General features: G+C 55.8%; 12 protein-coding genes. 8 read left to right on the forward strand and 4 right to left on the reverse strand.

Annotation, left to right across the window (positions count from 1 at the left end; all coding sequences use genetic code 11):
* Positions 1-60: 60 nt before the first annotated feature.
* On the reverse strand, positions 61-903 hold the full coding sequence (locus LOC70_RS10385; RefSeq protein WP_230253533.1) for an endonuclease/exonuclease/phosphatase family protein: 843 nt from the start codon (positions 901-903) through the stop codon (positions 61-63).
* A 463-nt stretch (positions 904-1,366) separates the two neighbouring features.
* Between LOC70_RS10385 and LOC70_RS10390 the strand changes: the two genes are divergently transcribed.
* Positions 1,367-2,062 carry a DUF4142 domain-containing protein gene (locus LOC70_RS10390; protein WP_230253534.1) on the forward strand — a complete coding sequence of 232 codons (696 nt, stop codon included), beginning with the start codon at positions 1,367-1,369 and terminating at the stop codon, positions 2,060-2,062.
* Positions 2,063-2,339: 277 nt separating this feature from the next.
* The gene (locus tag LOC70_RS10395) at positions 2,340-3,980 is read left to right on the forward strand and encodes an arylsulfatase (RefSeq protein ID WP_230253535.1); all 1,641 of its coding nucleotides are present in this window, start codon (positions 2,340-2,342) and stop codon (positions 3,978-3,980) included.
* 55 nt (positions 3,981-4,035) lie between these two features.
* Here LOC70_RS10395 and LOC70_RS10400 read toward each other — a convergent pair whose 3' ends face one another.
* Positions 4,036-4,368: a tRNA-binding protein gene (locus LOC70_RS10400; protein ID WP_230253536.1), complete on the reverse strand. Its 333-nt coding sequence runs from the start codon at positions 4,366-4,368 to the stop codon at positions 4,036-4,038.
* Positions 4,369-4,559: 191 nt separating this feature from the next.
* Between LOC70_RS10400 and LOC70_RS10405 the strand changes: the two genes are divergently transcribed.
* Positions 4,560-5,015, forward strand: a complete 456-nt coding sequence (locus LOC70_RS10405) for a DUF1569 domain-containing protein (protein WP_230253537.1) — start codon at positions 4,560-4,562, stop codon at positions 5,013-5,015.
* An 80-nt stretch (positions 5,016-5,095) separates the two neighbouring features.
* On the opposite strand, the gene LOC70_RS10410 is transcribed toward LOC70_RS10405, so the two are convergent.
* Together LOC70_RS10410 and LOC70_RS10415 are read right to left on the reverse strand one after the other, a co-directional pair.
* Positions 5,096-6,643, reverse strand: coding sequence for an arylsulfatase (locus LOC70_RS10410; RefSeq protein WP_230253538.1), 1,548 nt, complete (start codon positions 6,641-6,643; stop codon positions 5,096-5,098).
* Positions 6,644-6,659: 16 nt separating this feature from the next.
* Positions 6,660-8,171 (reverse strand): sulfatase, encoded by a 1,512-nt coding sequence (locus LOC70_RS10415; protein ID WP_230253539.1) that lies wholly within the window; start codon positions 8,169-8,171, stop codon positions 6,660-6,662.
* 534 nt (positions 8,172-8,705) lie between these two features.
* Here LOC70_RS10415 and LOC70_RS10420 point away from each other — a divergent pair.
* The 5 genes from LOC70_RS10420 to LOC70_RS10440 all read left to right on the forward strand — a co-directional run bounded on the left by LOC70_RS10420 (position 8,706) and on the right by LOC70_RS10440 (position 17,939).
* Positions 8,706-10,769, forward strand: a complete 2,064-nt coding sequence (locus LOC70_RS10420) for a peroxidase family protein (protein WP_390889024.1) — start codon at positions 8,706-8,708, stop codon at positions 10,767-10,769.
* A gap of 70 nt (positions 10,770-10,839) precedes the next feature.
* A complete protein-coding gene (locus tag LOC70_RS10425; protein ID WP_230253541.1) occupies positions 10,840-12,771 on the forward strand; it encodes a matrixin family metalloprotease in 1,932 nt (643 codons plus the stop codon).
* 337 nt (positions 12,772-13,108) lie between these two features.
* Positions 13,109-13,783: a sigma-70 family RNA polymerase sigma factor gene (locus tag LOC70_RS10430; RefSeq protein ID WP_230253542.1), complete on the forward strand. Its 675-nt coding sequence runs from the start codon at positions 13,109-13,111 to the stop codon at positions 13,781-13,783.
* Positions 13,783-16,425 (forward strand): serine/threonine-protein kinase, encoded by a 2,643-nt coding sequence (locus tag LOC70_RS10435; protein ID WP_230253654.1) that lies wholly within the window; start codon positions 13,783-13,785, stop codon positions 16,423-16,425. Before LOC70_RS10430 ends, LOC70_RS10435 begins: the two co-directional genes overlap by 1 nt.
* A complete protein-coding gene (locus LOC70_RS10440; RefSeq protein WP_230253543.1) occupies positions 16,422-17,939 on the forward strand; it encodes a hypothetical protein in 1,518 nt (505 codons plus the stop codon). The genes LOC70_RS10435 and LOC70_RS10440 overlap by 4 nt, the downstream gene beginning before the upstream one ends.
* Positions 17,940-18,143: the final 204 nt, after the last annotated feature.

The raw sequence follows: 18,143 nt of genomic DNA on the forward strand, positions 1-18,143 counted from the left end.
GGCCATGCCCAATGCCCGGTACGGCCAACCATCCCCGCGTTTTGTAGCACGCTTGCGTGCTTACTGTTTCGTCTGCAAACGCAGCACAGACAAAACGGGTCGATGGTCGGAAGCAACCGGTTCATCAATGACTTCGACGTGATCGATCTGCCAAGCAAACGATCCTGAAGACGCCTTTCCGGTTGACTCGCCCGCGGCGGGATAGGCGAACAGAAAGTCGATCTCGCGTTTGGGGTCGTCCGATGCATACGTCAAACGATTGCCCTCCGGTTTCTTGGCTTCAACGAACGCCTCTTCAAAGAGCCCCAACGTTCGCGAATGGGGTTGATCATTGAAATCGCCCAATAGGATTGCCGGATCGCTTCCCGAGACAATCGCATCGCGGACCTTTTTCGCTTGCTCAAACCGAACTTGGTCATCGGAGATGTAGTCGAAGTGCACGTTGATCATCTTCAACGTTTGCTCACCCGGCAATTCCATCGTGGCAACCAACGCCACGCGGGGTTCTCTTCCTTCGGGCAGTGGTAGTGCGTCAACAGCCGTGATCGGAAACCGCGACAACACCGCCATTCCATAGCGTCCACCGTCGTAGTCCATGAACGGAACAAAGGCATGATGCATTGAGAGCTTCTCACCAAACCAACGTGCCTGATCGACACCGCCACTCCGCCTGCAATTTTCGTCCACCTCTTGCAAGGCGACCAAGTCGGGACGCGAAGCCTCAATCACTTTCGCTGTTCGAGCCAAATCCGTTACCCGGTCGTTTCCGTAGCCGCGTTTGATGTTGTAGGTCAGAACCCGCAGCGTGGTTTTGTCCGAACTGGTGTCTTGCGCACATGAGGCACTCGCAAACAACACCGAAACACTCAACGCAAAGACAGCAGCCAAAACTGTCCGTCTCATCGATCGGGCTTGGGCTACAAACGGAGAGCCAGAAAACGTTCGCAACGGAGAGGGCATAGCAAGCAGCATCATGGAGGCAATTGGACAAACAACTTCTTTGCAGACCTTCCCATCATAGAAGATTTTGCTCGCCACGCTCGTGTCGAATGCGAATCAATTGTTCATGTGCTAGCAATCTAACTGCACCCGGGTTGGTCATTCTTCGATCGAGTCAGTCAGTGCTGGTTGATCGATTCGGATCCACCACTTGTGAACTTCGTTTCAAGCTTCGACGGGAATCACGCATTCCCATGAAGGCCATTTGCGTCAATCACGTGCATTCGCTCATCAACATGAACGCGAGATGAATATTCGGCGGAAGATCAATCGCGACGCTCCCCATCGGAACACGAGATGCACGATCGGTTGTCGCCGGAACCGACGTTGAGTTCCGGAACATCCCCCGGTTTGAAAGGATTTCCCTATGTCGAAAATGCGATTCACATTGGCTGTTGCCGCCTTGACCGCTGTCAGTGGACTCCCCCAAGCACAAGCACAACAAAACGACAATGGTTTGAACAACGGCATCAATCAGTTGCCGCCGCAAACGACGGAACTGGACAACCAGCGTTACGAAGCAAGACGAGCTCCCACCAGCTCGAGCCGACAACAACAACTTTCCGTTACCGAGGCCATCGTTCAGAAACTGCAAAAGGCCAACGAAAACGAAATTGAGCTGGCAAAGTTGGCAATGGAGAAAACAGACCATCAGGAACTCAAGCAGTTGACTGAAACGATCGTTCGCGATCATGAGGCCATCAACCAGAAGCTTCGCCAATTCAGCCAACAATACCAGACCGGCAACCAAGGCCCACGTGTTCCGCAACAGCTCTGCCAAATCGCTGATCAAGCGTGCGACAACGCGATGCGGATGACTCGCGACATGCTCAATCGCTATGAAGGTCAGGACTTCCAAATGGCTTTCCTCGGACAACAGTGTGTCGCGCACACGATGATGCTGGCCGAATTGAAGGCGATCGAAAGCACGGGTCCACAAGAGCTTCAACCGTTGGCTCAAGAAGCGATTTCGAAAGTTGAAAGTCACCTTGAAAAAGCCAAACAGCTCGCCAAGAAGCTGGAAGATAAAGAGGATGGAGGCAGCCGAACCAACCGTTCCTAGTTCAAACACTTTTGATTGATCTCGAATCGCATTGGCAGTCGATCATCTCGACTGCCAGTGCGTTTCTTCATGCGCATCGATCCATGCCACCGCCACATACCTGGCAAAATACATTATCCATTTGACGCCGAGTCTCAGGGTTCTTGCCCGCGCAACCGCTACCATTGTGACGGCAGCATCGCACGCAGACTTCAACGTCGGCATTGCAATTTGACGAGATTTGTCAAAGCGGCTGCATCGCTTCATGGCATCCGTGCGCAGGTCTCTCATGTTTCGAATGGCTCTTCCCTCGACGCTCGTGTTTTCTCGGTTTTCCAAGAATTCTCGAACCGCATCCGCTTGGTTAGCCGGTGCCGCCATCCTGGTTTCGCTGCAAATCGCGGACACATCGATCGCGGATGATCGTCCCAACATCGTTGTCATTATGGTGGATGACATGGGTTTTTCGGACATCGGTCCTTACGGGAGCGAGATCCCGACACCGCACTTGGATCAGCTGGCAGAAAACGGTGCCAAATTTTCTCAGTTCTACAACACGGGTCGTTGTTGTCCGACGCGAGCCTCGTTGCTGACAGGACTCTATTCCCACCAAACTGGCATCGGCTGGATGACGACTGACCAGGAGGTTGCCGGGTATCGCGGTCGACTGAACGATCAATGCGTCACGATTGCGGAGGTGCTGGGGGAATCCGGCTACTTCACCGCCATGACGGGAAAATGGCATGTCGGATTTCAACAGGGCGTGACACCACACAGCCGCGGATTCGATCGCAGTTTGAACCTCCCGGCGGGAGGATTGCACTTCTCAGACCAAACCGGATCCAAAGGCGGGGCCAAGCTGTATCTGAACGGCGAACAAGTTGACCGTGACGATCCTCAGTTTTCTCCACCGTGGTACGGAAGCGATCTTTGGACTGATCAAGGCATCCGATTCATCGACGAAGCCATTGCTGACGAACAGCCTTTCTTCTGGTACCTCGCCCACGTCGCCCCGCATTTCCCATGCATGGCCCCGGAGGCCACCATCGCGAAATTTCGGGGGCGTTACATGGACGGTTGGGACCGCTTACGGGAAGAACGTTATGCTCGCCAAATCGAATCAGGATTGATTGACGAGCACTGGCAAATGGAACCTCGCCCGGAACAGATTCCGGCATGGGAGTCGTTGGAGCCGTCCGAACAAAAACGCTACGACGACATGATGGCGATCTACGCAGCGATGATTGTCGAAATCGACAAAAACATCGGAAAGCTGGTCGCCGCCCTGAAGCAACGCGGCCAGCTAGACAACACCTTGATCCTTTTCTTGTCGGACAACGGCGGCAATGCCGAGGCAGGTGTCAGTGGTCGGTACGAAGGCGACTCACCGGGTGACCCGCACTCCAATGTGTTCATCGGTCGATGCTGGGCCCACTTGAACAACACGCCCTTTCGCAAGTACAAGCACTACAACCACGAGGGCGGCACCGCCACGCCTTTGATCGCGCACTGGCCAGCTCGATTGAATCCGTCCACCGATGCAAATGGATGGATCAATACGCCGACACACGTCATCGACATCATGGCCACCTGCGTCGATCTCGCCGAAGCAACTTACCCCAGCGACTTTCGTGGCCAGACCATTCATGGACTCGAGGGGCAAAGCCTTCAACCGCTGCTCACGGGCCAAGGCGAATTCGCGAAACGGCCTTTGTATTGGGAGCACGAAGGCAACGCTGCGATCCGAGTGGGTGACCGCAAACTTGTTCGGCAAGGAGTCCGCGGGACTTGGGAGCTATTCGACCTTGCCGCGGACAGAACGGAGCAGGTTGACCTGGCGAGCGAACATCCCGATGAAGTCGCGCAGTTGAAGAAGCAATGGCGACAATGGGCACAAAGCCATCAGGTCGTTCCTCGTCCGAACAAAAAAAAGAAGTAACACCAAGAAACGTCCAATGAATGCGTGGTGAAGCGGACTGCTCGCCAGCAAAGAACTAGGCCAACTTGACACCGTTTGGGACGGCTTGGTCGGGCACGGCGAGAATGACTGAACCATCATCACGATGGAGCCCGGTCAGCAGAAACTCCGACATGAACGGGCCAATTTGTTTCGGCGGAAAGTTCACGACACCGATCACCTGACGCCCCAGTAGTTCATCAGGTGAATAGTGGTCCGTGATCTGTGCACTGGTTCGCTTGACGCCAACCTCTTCCCCAAAGTCCACCGTCACTTTGTAGGCAGGCTTGCGGGCTTCCGGGAATTCCTCGACGCGGACGACCGTTCCGACACGCAGGTCCACCTGCTCGAATTCTTGCCAAGTGATCATGGTGAAAGTTACTTTTCTTGAAAAGAAGAGGGACGCTGCATTCGCGTTTTCACTCGCGTGTGAACGAGACACGCTCACGCGCGTGCGGTTCAGTGTCGCGAGACAATGTTTCCGGAAGTGTTTGTCGATGGTCGCCGATAAATTGACAAGCTCAACCATGCCTCGTCCCTTCTCTTCTGGAATTCGCTCCGATGGCATCGAAACGACAATTGGACTTTCACAGCGGCGAAGAAGTCATCGCCGAAATTGAACGCCTACAAGGGACGCAATACGACAAGCTCAAGAACTGGAACCTGACTCAAATCTGCGAGCACTTGGACGTGATCATGCGAGGCGGCATGGAAGGCTTCGGGTTTCGGATGCCCAAACTACTGCGGGCGACGGTTTTGAAATGGGTCTTCGGACGGATGCTCCGTCAACGGAAAATGTCAAGTGCGCCAACCCTGGATCGACTCAAACCCAAGTCGCCCGGTGATGCCGAAGACGAGCAGATCATTCAACGATGCATTGCAACCATTCGCGAAGCGTCAACGTTTGAGGGCAGCATGGACCAATATCCATTTCTTGATGATCTGACACCGGAGCAATGGCGTCAGTTCATGTGGATCCACGCCGCCCACCACCTGGGTTTCTTGCTGCCTAAGTGAGAACATTTGATCGCAGCAGAGCAAAGCACTCTGCTTCGAATGCATGTTGAACGCGGACAGCAACGCAACGAACGGCCGAGTTACTTCTTCGGTGCTTTTCCGCGAGCCTGCCAATTGGGATGCGGCACATGGGCTTCGGCCATGGCGTTTTCCATCCGTTTCACAATTTCCGGATGCTGCTTCGCCAAGTTCTTGGTCTCACCCAGATCGCTTTCGAGGTCGTAGAGCTCGATGGGGCCGTTCATCCACGGTTGGCGAATGGCTTTCCATTTGCCAGCACGCACCGCCTGTCGACCTCCCTGTTCGTAAAACTCCCAGTAGAGATAGTCATGTGATTGCTGGGCTTCGGGGCGTCCAACGATACTTGGTGCAAAACTGATCGAATCCGCGTCCTCGGGAAATTCCGTTCCGGCCAACTCAGCGGTGGTGGCCATCAAATCGCCGAAGTAGCCAATGTGATCGGACACCGTGCCGGGCGGAGTCGTTCCGGGCCAGCGGACAATCAACGGAACTCGGATGCCGCCCTCGGTCAACGCTCGCTTCATCCCACGAAGAGGCCCAGCGGGATCGAAACGTTCGGGGTTGTGGCCTCCTTCGTTGTGAGGACCGTTGTCGCTGGAGAACATCACGACGGTGTCTTGGTCGATTTTGAGTTCGGCCAACAGATCCAAGATTCGACCGACATCTGAATCCATCCGAGTGATCATCGCGGCTTGGCCTTTATCCTGATCACTCCAATCCTTGTCCGAGTACATGCCGTAATCAGGAACCTCCTGCCCGTTGCCGGACATGCCCGTGCCTTCGTTGTTGGCATGGGGAATGGTCAACGAGAGATACAAAAAGAACGGCTGCTCGCGAGACTTCTCCGCCTTTTCACGAATGAAGTCGAGGGCGTCTTCGGCGATCAAGTCATGGGAATAGTCCACACGCTGAATTGCCATGCCTCCTGTGAAACCACCGTAGGATCGATCACGTCGCTCCACGACGTTCCGAAGCGGCTCTTTGGTTTCGTTCCGCCACAGGAACTCGGGGTAGTAATTGTGGGCATGAACCTGATTGAGGTAACCGTAGAAATGATCAAATCCTTGTTTGCGTGGCAGCCCTTCGCGGCCACCGGGAGCATCGTCACCGAGCCCCCATTTGCCGCACAAAGCGGTCGTGTATCCAGCCGCTTTCAAGACTTCCGCCACGGTCACGTCTTCGTCACGCAGCGATTGCTTGGACATGTCAGGCCCACTCGCATTTCCGCGAACGTGAGTGTGCCCCATGTGCATGCCAGTCATCAAAACACTTCGTGACGGCGCGCAAACAGTGTTGCCGGCATAGAAGTCAGTGAACCGCATGCCTTCGGCTGCCATCTGATCCAAACGAGGAGTCTGGATCAATTCCTGTCCGTAACAGCCCAGGTCGGCATAGCCCAAATCGTCCGCCAAGATGAACACGATGTTGGGACGTTTGGCATCATCCGCGAACACAGACGAGCTGGCGAGAGCAAACGAGACAAATGCGATGGCGAGCCACACAACACGAAGCGTTGCGTGGGCGGTCGAGATCTTTGGCATAAGAGAGCAGGCGGGGATGGTGGTGGGGGTGGGGAGTGAACAGGCAAGCATGCAACGGGCAAGCATGCCTTGCCGCATCGGATCAGCCGCCGCGTTTCATCGGGGCTGGGTAGGTTTGCAATATCTTACTCAAACGCTCGACCACTTCGGGTTGCCGCGCCGCCAAGTTTTCCCGCTCCAAAGGATCCGCTTCGTAGTCGTACAGTTCGTAGGCGATGTCGCCGCCACCGTCGTAGGGCATCCACTGCACCAATCGATAGCGATCGGTACGAATGGCGCGGCCCAATTTGCGTTTCGGGTAAGCATGAAACGCATGGTCACGTACACGTGCCGATCCATCTTGAAGGACTGGAACCAAGCTGACTCCATCGACTGACTGCGGCCCTTGAGGTGCGGGCAGGCCGGCCAATTCCGCCAACGTGGGAAACAGGTCGACACTTTCGGCCAATTGTTTGGTCGATGAACCGGCGGCGGTCACCCCCGGGGCAACAATCAAAATTGGAATCCGATTGGCTTGTTCGTAGTTCGTGTGTTTGGTCCAAATGCCCAAGTCTCCCAAGTGAAAACCATGGTCCCCCCAAAGCACCACGATCGTGTTGTCGGCGAGGCTCGAACGATCCAGCTCATCGATCACCTTTCCAATTTGAGCATCGACGTAGCTCATGCTGGCGTAGTAGCCATGAATCAAATCGCATTTCAGCTCTTCGCTGAACTCAGCATTGGCCTTCTCGGGCACAGGTTTGTAGTTTGTGATCTCTCCACCGCGTTTCCCCGCGACCGGTGGTGCATCCTTGGGCAACTGTTCGTGCTGTGGCATCGGCAACGTTTGTGGGTCGTACAAGTCCCAGTACTTTTTGGGAGCACTGAACGGCAGGTGGGGCCTCGCGAAACCGGCAGCGATGAAGAACGGTGTTCCCTCGGAATCCAACCGTGACTTGGCTGCTCTCAAGCGACGGATCGTCTCTTCCGCCACACGTCCATCGGCATAGGCGCTGTCATCCACCTCGGGAGACTCATACGCGGCACCACGAGGGAGACTGCGAATCTGTCCGAGTTTCTGGTTGGTGAAGAAAGCCTCCTCGCGCGTTAGCTTGCCTCCATCCGTGCTGGCGGGTTCGACGTACTCAATCACCTTCTCTTTGAAATGAGGAACCGAAAACGACTCGGGATCACCATGATTTCCATGTCCAATGTGAAAGATCTTGCCCAGAGACTCGGTGCGATAGCCACCATGCTTCGCGAAATGCTGCGGCATGGTCACCGCGTTGGGCATCACTTGTCGCAACTGGCTTCCGAGGCCGTACAGTCCCGTCGAAGTTGAATGGGATCCAAGCATCAACGTGAAACGCGAAGGCGCACAAACAGCTTGGTTGCAATACGCCGCATCGAAACGCATCCCACGAGCCGACAGCGCGTCCATGTGAGGTGTCTTGGCGTGCGGGTCGCCATAACACCCCATCGCAGGTTTCAAATCGTCAACCAGAATCAACAACACGTTGGGCTTCTCGGCAGCACCGGTTTCCGTTGAACCAACGGTAACGAGGCAAATCAGCGAGAGAACGAAGGCAAGCGAGGCAAGGAGCTGTTTGGTCATAAAAGATCGGAAGGGGGATGATGGAAGAAGCCGATTGGGCACCATGCCCCAAGCGTCGCAGTCGAGACGCGACTCGAGAAGCACCGCCATTGACGGAGACACATTTCGATCATTTGTCACTCAAGCACTTTAAACGAGCCGCTGACCGAGTTGCGTGGCTCATTCTGCACAACAGCCACCATCCAAGCAAGTTTGCGGGACAAATTCTTTCGACCCACCAAGGTCGGCAAACACCGCCGCAAAAAAACGCCCGCTAGCCTCGTGAGCAACCAGCACCACAACTGAGATAAATTGTCCCACCCAAAACGTCCGCGAATCGAGATTGGATCGGGCTTCTCAAGCTCTCTTGAACTAGAATCTCCGGTTTGCTTGACTGCCGCTCAGAATTCGCCCCTCGTGTGAAATCGCATTGTCGCGATCGAGTTCACGCGTCACTTGATTTGCTCGCCGTCCCAGCCCATGTCGTTCTTTCACGATTCCTATCGCCGCAATCGCAAGCACCGACGATGCCGATCGCGATTCCGGCGACCGCAGATGGAATCTCTGGAGACGCGACAGTTGTTGGCCGCGGATGGGATTGCCTGTCGGCACAACGTCTACGACGCCGAAGACGTCAATGACGACGGTCGAGTATCCGCTCTGGACGCTCTGCTGGTCATCAACGCCTTGTCCGACGATCGGTCGGACGATGCTTCGGTTTTCACCGACGTCACCAACGATGGAAACCGAAGCGCGCTGGACGCGTTGCGAGTCATCAATCGCATCGGCAATGACAACGAAGTGACTTCGATTCCTTCCGTCAGACCGGGGCCGCTGATCCCCAACGCACCCGAGGTCGTCTCATCCATTGACGGACGTGGCAACAATCTGACTCACACGAATTGGGGTGCCACAGGGCAGACGCTGCTTCGAATCGCACCCGCAGCCTATGCCGACGGTGTGTCCGCGCCCGCCGGAGCCAATCGGCCCAGCCCACGAGTGATCAGCAATTTGTTGTCGACAAACTCATTCGATTCACCCATCAACCAACATGGATTATCCGCATTCGTTTATGCGTGGGGGCAATTCATCGATCACGACCTCGGTCTCAGTGAAACGGAACAACAGGGCGAATCATTCAATATCGTCGTGCCAACCGGAGACCCACATTTTGATCCCGACCAAACGGGAACGAAAACCATCCCCTTTCACCGCAATGAATTTGCCTTGGGTACGGGAACATCGACCGACAACCCGGCACAGCAAATCAATCTGATCACCGCCTTCATCGATGGATCGATGGTCTACGGCAGTGACGAGACCACGGCGGCATCACTTCGCACGTTCGTGGGAGGCCGAATGAAAGTCACATCGAATGACTTGCTGCCGCTGGACGAACATGGAATGGCGATCGCCGGTGACAGTCGTGCTAGTGAGAACATTGGTCTGACCGCGATGCACACGTTGTTCATCCGCGAACACAATCGATTGGCCGACGCGATTCAAATCATCGACCCGGCGGCCGACGACGAAACCGTCTACCAGCGTGCTCGTGCGGTGGTCACCGCCATTGTTCAGTCCATCACCTACAACGAGTTTCTGCCCGCGTTGTTGGGTCGTGGCTTCATGACCGAATACGCCGGCTACAACTCGACGGTGAATCCAGGCATCGCCACTGAGTTTTCGACAGCGGCTTTCCGGTTGGGACACAGCACGCTACGGGAAGAGATCGATTTTCTAGACAACGACGGCAAAGCCCTGCGAGACGAAGTTGCTTTGAAAGATGCTTACTTCCGAGCTTCGATGCTGGAGGAAACCGGAATCGACGGGCTGTTGAAGTTTGACGCTTCCGCAGCGGCAAACGAAATTGACCTGGGCGTGGTGGACGCCCTGCGAAACTTCCTGTTCGGGCCTCCCGGTGCCGGCGGGATGGACTTGGTGGCGATGAACATTCAACGCGGTCGAGACCATGGACTCAGCGACTACAACGCTACGCGCGAAGCTTACGGGCTTCCGCCAGTCAGCACGTTTGCCGACATCACCGGCGACGTGACGCTCCAAAGCAGACTGGCATCGCTTTATGGTTCCGTGGATGACATCGATTTATGGGTGGGCTTGATGGCGGAAGACCATCTGCTGGACGCATCCGTTGGAGAATTGACCGCAACCATCATTGCCGATCAATTCCAACGAACTCGGGATGGAGACCGCTTCTTCTATCGAAACCTGTGGGAAGGACAAGCTCTGCAAACACTTGAGCGAACGCGACTCAAAGACGTTATCGAACGCAACACTTCGGTGGATGGTCTGCAAGACAACGTGTTTTTCATGCGGACTGAACTTCGCGGACAAGTCTATGCCGATACTTCGCCCAGTTCGGAACCCAACGACCGCCGCGGCATCGAGGATTGCTTGATCGAATTGATGGATCAGGATTCCAAAGTGGTCGCGACGACGCGAACCGACCGGTTTGGCAACTATCGATTTCGCGGTCTATCTCTTACCGGTGACTATCAAGTCCGTTTTGTAGATTCGGGCGAAACCCTGACCGCCAGCATCACCAACGGCGATTCGCGAATTCGTCATTTGGATTTCATCGTGGCGGACATCAACGCCTAGCGCAGGCGTGCAGTGAAATCGTCGCGAGAGTGATCTGGCGAAAAACTTCGCGGCAGAGTGACATCCGTCCATGCGTTTTCCCCTTTTCGGGAACAGCCAAGCCCGCAACCGCTTTCGACCAGCGTTTGCATCGCGAATCAAAGCGAATTTGGCGGTGGCAATGGATTGTTTCTCTTCTCTCGCAGCGTCTTTCGTCATGCCCCAACGTCGCAAGCTCTCCCGTCGGTTGTCCATTCAGTCTCTCGAAAACCGTCGTGTTCTGGCGGCGAGTTTGGGTTGGGATGGGCCGGGGCTCGGAAGTGCGGACCTGACCTACACAATCAACGGATCGCCTGATTCTCTAAGCCAAGAAGAGACGAATGCGGCGATTCGTACTGCACTCGATGCCTGGGCTGACGTCGTGGACATCAGTTTCACGCAGACAGACCAAGTTGGCTTGAACGACTCGCTGGATATTTCGTTCACTCAACTGGATGGAACCGCAGGCACGTTGGCTCAGGCCTACTTTCCGGACGACGTGAATCCGGCTCGCATCGCCGGCGACATTCAGTTTGATTTGGCTGAAAACTGGGAAGTCGGCAACTCACAGGGAGGCTCCGCGTTCGACCTCGTCTGGGTCGCCGTCCATGAAATCGGTCACGCTCTCGGACTGGATCACTTGGAAGAACAGGAGAGCATCCTAGCGTCCTTTGTTTCCGCCAATCAGTTCTTCACCGAACTGGACAGCAGTGACGTTGCGGCAATCACTCAGCTCTACGCGGAAGCCGATCCAACGCTGGTCGAAACCGACGACACGCTGGACACCACGACACCGGACGATGAACTCGACAACAGTGAACCTGATAACGATGAACTCGACGACAGCGATTCCGACGACGGTGATTCGGACCCCGTCGACGATGTCGACGATGACACACCGCTACCCGACGATTCTTCGGATAGCGACGAGCCCACCAATCAACGCCGCCGTTTCTATTGGAGCTGGTGGACGAACAACCGATTCCGTGGACGATTCGCAGGTCGGTTGGATGCCGAATGGAGCTTCACCAATTACGTTTCACCGACCGATGTGAATCAAGACAACTCCACGTCAGCGCTCGACGCATTGATGATCATCAATGTGCTGAACCAAACTTCCGGTGAAGACCTGACGAACGAAGACTTTTCGGGCCTTTGCGATGTCAACGGCGATGGGGACATCAGTTCCATTGACGCTCTGATGGTCATCAACGCCATGAACGAGTCGAGTGTAGAAACCGCGACGAACTCGGCTGAGGAAAATGGCGATGAGACAGACGCATCCGATGAAACGATGGTCGACGAACCATCGGACGCCGTCGACGAAGAAGCCAGCATCGATGAAGGTGGTTTGCTCGACGAAGACGCGGACGAAGAAGACACCGTTGTTATCGAACTGGACGATCCAGAACTCGATGACCCAGAACTCGATGAAGCGGATGATCCGATCGCAGAAGATCCCGCAGATGAAGACGACGCTCAGGAAGAACAAAAGTTTCAACGACATCGTCACGGGCTGTTTCGAGCGGGCATCTTCCGAGGCGATGCGGAAAGTCTGCTGGAACGTTTGGACGACAATGACGATGGTTCGCTGACGGAAGACGAGACTCCCGAACATTTGTGGAACAAGCTGATCGAAGCTGACGCGGACCTGGATGCAGACGGCGTTTTGACGACGACGGAACTGGCCGAAACGTTCCTTGGATTCCGCCAAGAGAAATTCGACCGACACGATGCGGACGGTGACGGGCTGATCAACGAGTCCGAAGTTCGCGATCGCATTTGGGCAAAGATTTCGGAGGCGGACGCGGACGAAGACGGCGGAGTCTCGTTCGAAGAACTGGAGGCATTTCGACAGGAACGATTGGCGACGGAGGACACTTCCACGGACACCATCGCCGCCACGTTTCAACGCATCGATTCGGTATTCGCATCTATGGGACGCCCTACGAATCGCGGCCAAGCACCTCGCCTGAGGCGTTAGACGTCCCCGGCGAGTAGGCTCGAACTCCTCGCCCACCGTGAGATTTTGACTCCACCAGAATCGATTGTTCGAGCACCGGTCGAGGTAATTCCCGGTCGCCAGGCAATTTCGCTGGTGTCATCGAATGCGGCGAATCCTGGCAGAGAACGAAGCCGCATCAAAATAATCGTCCATTTGGAAAAAAATGCCGGCGGTTTCCGGCTGACCTCGCAACGATGTCTTTGCGAGCGAAGAAGTCCCCGCATGGTGGCTTCCGTTTGCTGATGACCGCCTGACGCATCATTCCTCCTTCTCCACAGTTCTTGCTTCTTCTCAACCCTTTTCGAAAGACAACGGGATGGTTGCGACCGATACCTGGACCCATTCCAACGACTCGTCGGCAGACTCATCGCCCTGGAATGGGGGCGATGGGTTTGTTGCGTTACTCGAGCAAGCGCGGGCGGGCGACCGCGAAGCGCTCGGCCAAATGCTGCAGTGGTATGCAAATTATCTGACGATCTTGGCCAGCACCCAATTGGATCGCCGGTTGCGAAAACGGGTCAGTCCCTCTGACATCGTGCAGGAAGCGATGCTGGAGGCCCACCAGGATTTTGATGATTTCCGAGGCGTCAGCCAGGGCGAGTTTCTATGCTGGTTGCGTACGATTCTGATTCACACGCTGCACCGCAGTTTCAAACGAAATGTCCAAGTTCAAAAGCGTGACATCCGTCGCGAAATTTCGCTGGAGACGGTGAACAATCGCATGGAGGAGTCCGGTCTGAATTGGGCGGGACTGCTAGCCGGACGCGAACCTTCGCCCAGCACCCCCATGCGGCAAGAAGAAGGAGCCATCGAACTGGCAAACCAACTCAGCACACTCAAACCTCATCACCGTGAGGTCATCGTCTTGCGAGTCCTGCATGGACTGTCGTTCGATGAGATCGCGGAAAGAATGGATCGAAAGAGCGGTGCCGTCCGTATGCTTTGGCTGAGAGCACTGGAGAGCTTCAAAGCTTCCGAAAGAAAAACTTGATGGTCGCATTCGAGATTCCAAACGATTTATCCCAGTCGACTGACCCGTCTTTGCTACGGGGACTGGATGAGGAACAGCAATCTCAATTGACCAAACTGCTCGACGAATATCTGGTTGGGTTGGAACAAGGTGAACGCCTGGATGAGGACGAAATCGTTCGTTCCAATCCTGACCTGGAATCGGTGTTCCGAGCCTACCTGGAAAAGCTGCGGGCGTTGTACGGCATCGCCGCCGGCATGAATCCGTCGATGGATGCCTCTGCCACACCGCTGCCCGCCGACAAACGCCTCGGCGATTTTGTGCTGCAACGCGAAATCGGTCGCGGTGGGATGGGCGTCGTCTACGAAGCCAGCCAAGAGTCGCTTGACCGACGCGTCGCGATCAAACTGCTGCCGTTGGCTTCCATGCTGGACTCCAACCAAATCGCCCGCTTCAAGAACGAAGCTCACGCCGCCGGTTTGCTGCAACACCCCAACATCGTTCCGATCCACAATGTGGGAAGCCATCAAGGCGTCCACTACTACGCGATGGCATACATCGACGGCGTGTCCCTTGATGCATGGGTCGCGACGCACAAGGAACACTCATCCGCCGTCAATTGGCGAGAGGTCGTTCGTTGGGGTGTCGACGTCGCCGACGCATTGCACGAGGCTCATGAAAACGGGGTCGTGCACCGAGACATCAAACCATCGAACTTGATGCTTGATGGCCACGGAAAAATCTGGGTCACAGACTTTGGTTTGGCTCGCTGTCAAACCGAGTTGTCGCTGACTCGTTCCGGCGATGTCATCGGCACGATGCGGTACATGAGCCCCGAGCAGTCTCGTGGACAAACGGCTCTGATCGACGGGCGAGCCGATGTGTATTCATTGGCCGTAACGCTGTACGAATGCCTGACGCTTCGACGAGCCCACGAAGGAGAAGACGCGGCGACCATTCTGAAACAAATCGATGATGGTGAAGTCCAGCCGCTGCGTGCGACACGTCCCGATCTGCCGCTGGATTTGGAAACGGTGATTCGCAAAGCGATGTCCAAAAGTCGCGAAGATCGCTACGACACCGCGATGACGTTTGCCGAGGATCTGCAACGCGTGCTGCGTGACGAACCCACGCTCGCTCGGCCGCCTTCGATCATCGACCGATGCAGCCGGCTGGCTTCCAAACACCGCAAATTGGCGTTCGTCGCGACCATGGTGATCTTGATTGCCTTCGTCGGCTCCGCCATCGCCAACGCGAAATTGGCGGCTGCGAAATCAGAATCCGATCTGAATGCGGAGCGTGCCACGAAGGTCGAAACGCTGACCCGGGGTGCCTTGGACGAACTGGGAGCGGAAATCGCGGAACGTTTGGACGATGTCCCCGCCGCGGAACCAGTCCGACGCCAATTGCTGCTGACAATGCTCGAGTATTACGAACGTTTCGCGTCGGAAGTCAAAGACGATCCGGAGCTACGCGAAGACCTGGCCATGACGCTTGCGAAGGTGGGTGATCTGCAATCCGAACTCGGCGACAGCGAACAAGCCATCGCGGCACTTCGCCGGAGTGATGTGATCTACAAAGAACTCGCCGCGTCCAGCAGCACCTCCGATTCCATTCGACTCGCTTGGTCCAATTGCCAAAACAACCTGGCGCAGGCTCTGATGCGAGACGGGCAAATGGAAGAGGCTGCGAGGTTATTGGTCCGTGCCATGGACGCTCAGAAAGACTTGGCGAATTCGTCGGGACTCGTTTCGACACGAACCGAATCAAAAATCGCATTGGCGACATCACTTAACAACATGGGTTTGTTGCTGATGCAGTCCGGGATCAACAACCAGGCGGAGGACGCCTTCCGCGACGCCATCGACCGCCTGAAACCGCTCGCTCTCGCCACATCGGACGACGATTCGAAAATCTCCACCAACCGCTTGCGAGTTCAGAAGAAACTGGCTGCGATCCGATCCAACCTTGCCGGTCTCTTAACCGCCGAGCACCCGGAAAGGGCGATCGAACAAGCCCAATTGGCACTGAAAATTCAGCTCAGCATTTTGGAAGCCGATCCAAGCAATGTGGATGTGGCCAGCCAGACCATCGTCGCCCTGAACACTCTGGGTGCGGCTCAGTCGGAAGCAGGCCAACCGGCGGAAGCCATCGCGACGTTGCACCAAGCCATCTCGATTGGCGAACCCATGGTTGAACGCTGGCCTCATCGCCCCAATCATCGACGTGATGTCACGCTCAGCTACAACCAACTGGGGCTACTTCATTCCAAACAAGGCATGCTCGAGGACGCCAAAATCGCATTTGAGCAAGCACTGCGACTTGGACGTCCTTTGGTGGAACAGTTCTCCAACGACGCAGAAACCCTGAGCATGCTTGGGGGAGTCCTCAATAACTACGGTTTCCTACAGCAACAGCGACAGGATTCCGATAGTGCAAACACGGCTTACGCGGAAGCCATCCAGTTGCAGACGGCTGCGGTGAACTTGGCCCCCGAGGTTCAACGCTACAATGAGTACCTGCAAAAACACCGAGCCAATCAGCAAAGCATTCAGCCGGTCCAGTCTGTTGGCAGCAGGAAGACCAGCGGGAAACTCAAAGCCGAAAAACCGGTAAGCCGCGACGATCAAGCGTCCATCGATTCGCAGGGGAACACACCATGAGCAACTCAAACATGCTCCCACGCAACGATTCGCGAATTTTGCTTTTGGAACGACTGGAAACGCGCAGCCTGCTCGCGGCCAGTTTGGGATTGGACCTGGACTTCGGTGAGTTCACTCGCGGTGGTTCCAATTACCAAACGTTCCATGAAGCTTCTACTCAACGGGAAGTGTCCAGCTTCTCGGAAAATTCGCAAAAGATTCGTTCAGGTGAACGACTGCAGTTGCCTTCTCAGGGTCACCGACACGCCGAGTTGGATCGATTGGCGGCTGACCTGCATCGTGTTTCGCATCACGGCGCCGAACGAGTTCGCAACACCCCGGAACGACCTCGCGATCTTTCATCCAGCCCACTGGAAAGTCGCAACCAGAACCAACCATCCCAATCCCAAAGTGGACCGAAGTCGAACGAACTCACAACCGTCGCGGACAACGTGCTGGAAGTGACTTGGGTGCTGGAGCTTTCCTACATCCCAACATACTCGGCGAGTGGCACAGACATTGAAGTGTTCCAAGCCAACATTCCTCATGCGACGGAGCACCAGAACCATTCAACCGCCCATTTGTTCACGGGTGCGTCGAACTGGTTGGGAAGTGCGGCAGCGGGAAGCGAACGGGCGTCTTCCAACGAGACATCTCGCGATACCTCTTCGAACAACCCAAGCCCCACCAGAAACTCTGCGAATGCAACGGCTGCGCCCGCGTCATCCGATCGAGGCGGCGTCCAAAGAAACGTTGGCCCGTCATCCGTGATGGAGCGAAACACTGCGAGCTTGTCGAACATGATGCTTCCCGGCTCCGATGTTGCCGGAACGATCCACGCCTCGACAACTTCACCAAACGAAGTTTACGACACAAACATGTTGAACGCGGCGTCGTTGTTCCAGTCGGCTGCGACGGAAACGGCAGCCGGCCAAAACGGAACGATCGACTGGCTGCCTCCTTGGAACGCGTCTTCTGCGGATTTCTCGGAGACGGCGTTGGAGGAAACTTGGGAGTTGGACGAAGAAACTCTTCGCCAGCTTCGCAAATTGGCGGACACTGCTTCCCCATCCCAAACCGGCGATTCGTCGAATTCGCCTGGTCAGCCTTTGGCAGATTCCGCGACCGAGTCGGAAACGCTCGACGCCATCATCGCGAATTGGTTTGGTTCGAAAACGGGACTGATCGACAACATTCGTGTCCAATCCAGTCTGCCAACCATTTCGCCCGCCGGCATGGCGACCCTGTCGCCGCAAATGGTCGACATCGCGTTGGATGCGACCGTCGGCGTGCATCGCACCATCGGCGTCTTGGCGGTGGAAGATGACAGCGAATCGGGGCTCGACACGGACCAAATTCGAGAAGCCGTCTTGGCGGCGATCGAGCTGGAAACACAGTTGCTCGCTCAACCCGCTTTGGACACACGCCCCCTGCGTTTCTCTGGATTGACGGCTCCGGGCATCGCCATTGTGGCCGGTACCTTGGCGATCCAGGCACGCCGACGTCGCCCCGACATGTTGCTGGCGAGCCGCTGAAGCCATCGGCGATTGGACGGCGGCACAACCAAGAACGTGCCAATCACCGACGAATCGTTCGTTTCGGGCTTGAATTCGTTTGACGCGCATGAATTCCCGGGAACATCCGCGCTGTTCGGCGGAACCTGTGAGAATGGATCGGGTTGAACCCTTCAAGGGGGACGTTCTGCGCGTCCTCCGTCACGCCCACTGAGGATACGGAGC

The sequence above is a fragment of the Rhodopirellula halodulae genome (assembly GCF_020966775.1).
Classification (GTDB): domain Bacteria; phylum Planctomycetota; class Planctomycetia; order Pirellulales; family Pirellulaceae; genus Rhodopirellula; species Rhodopirellula halodulae.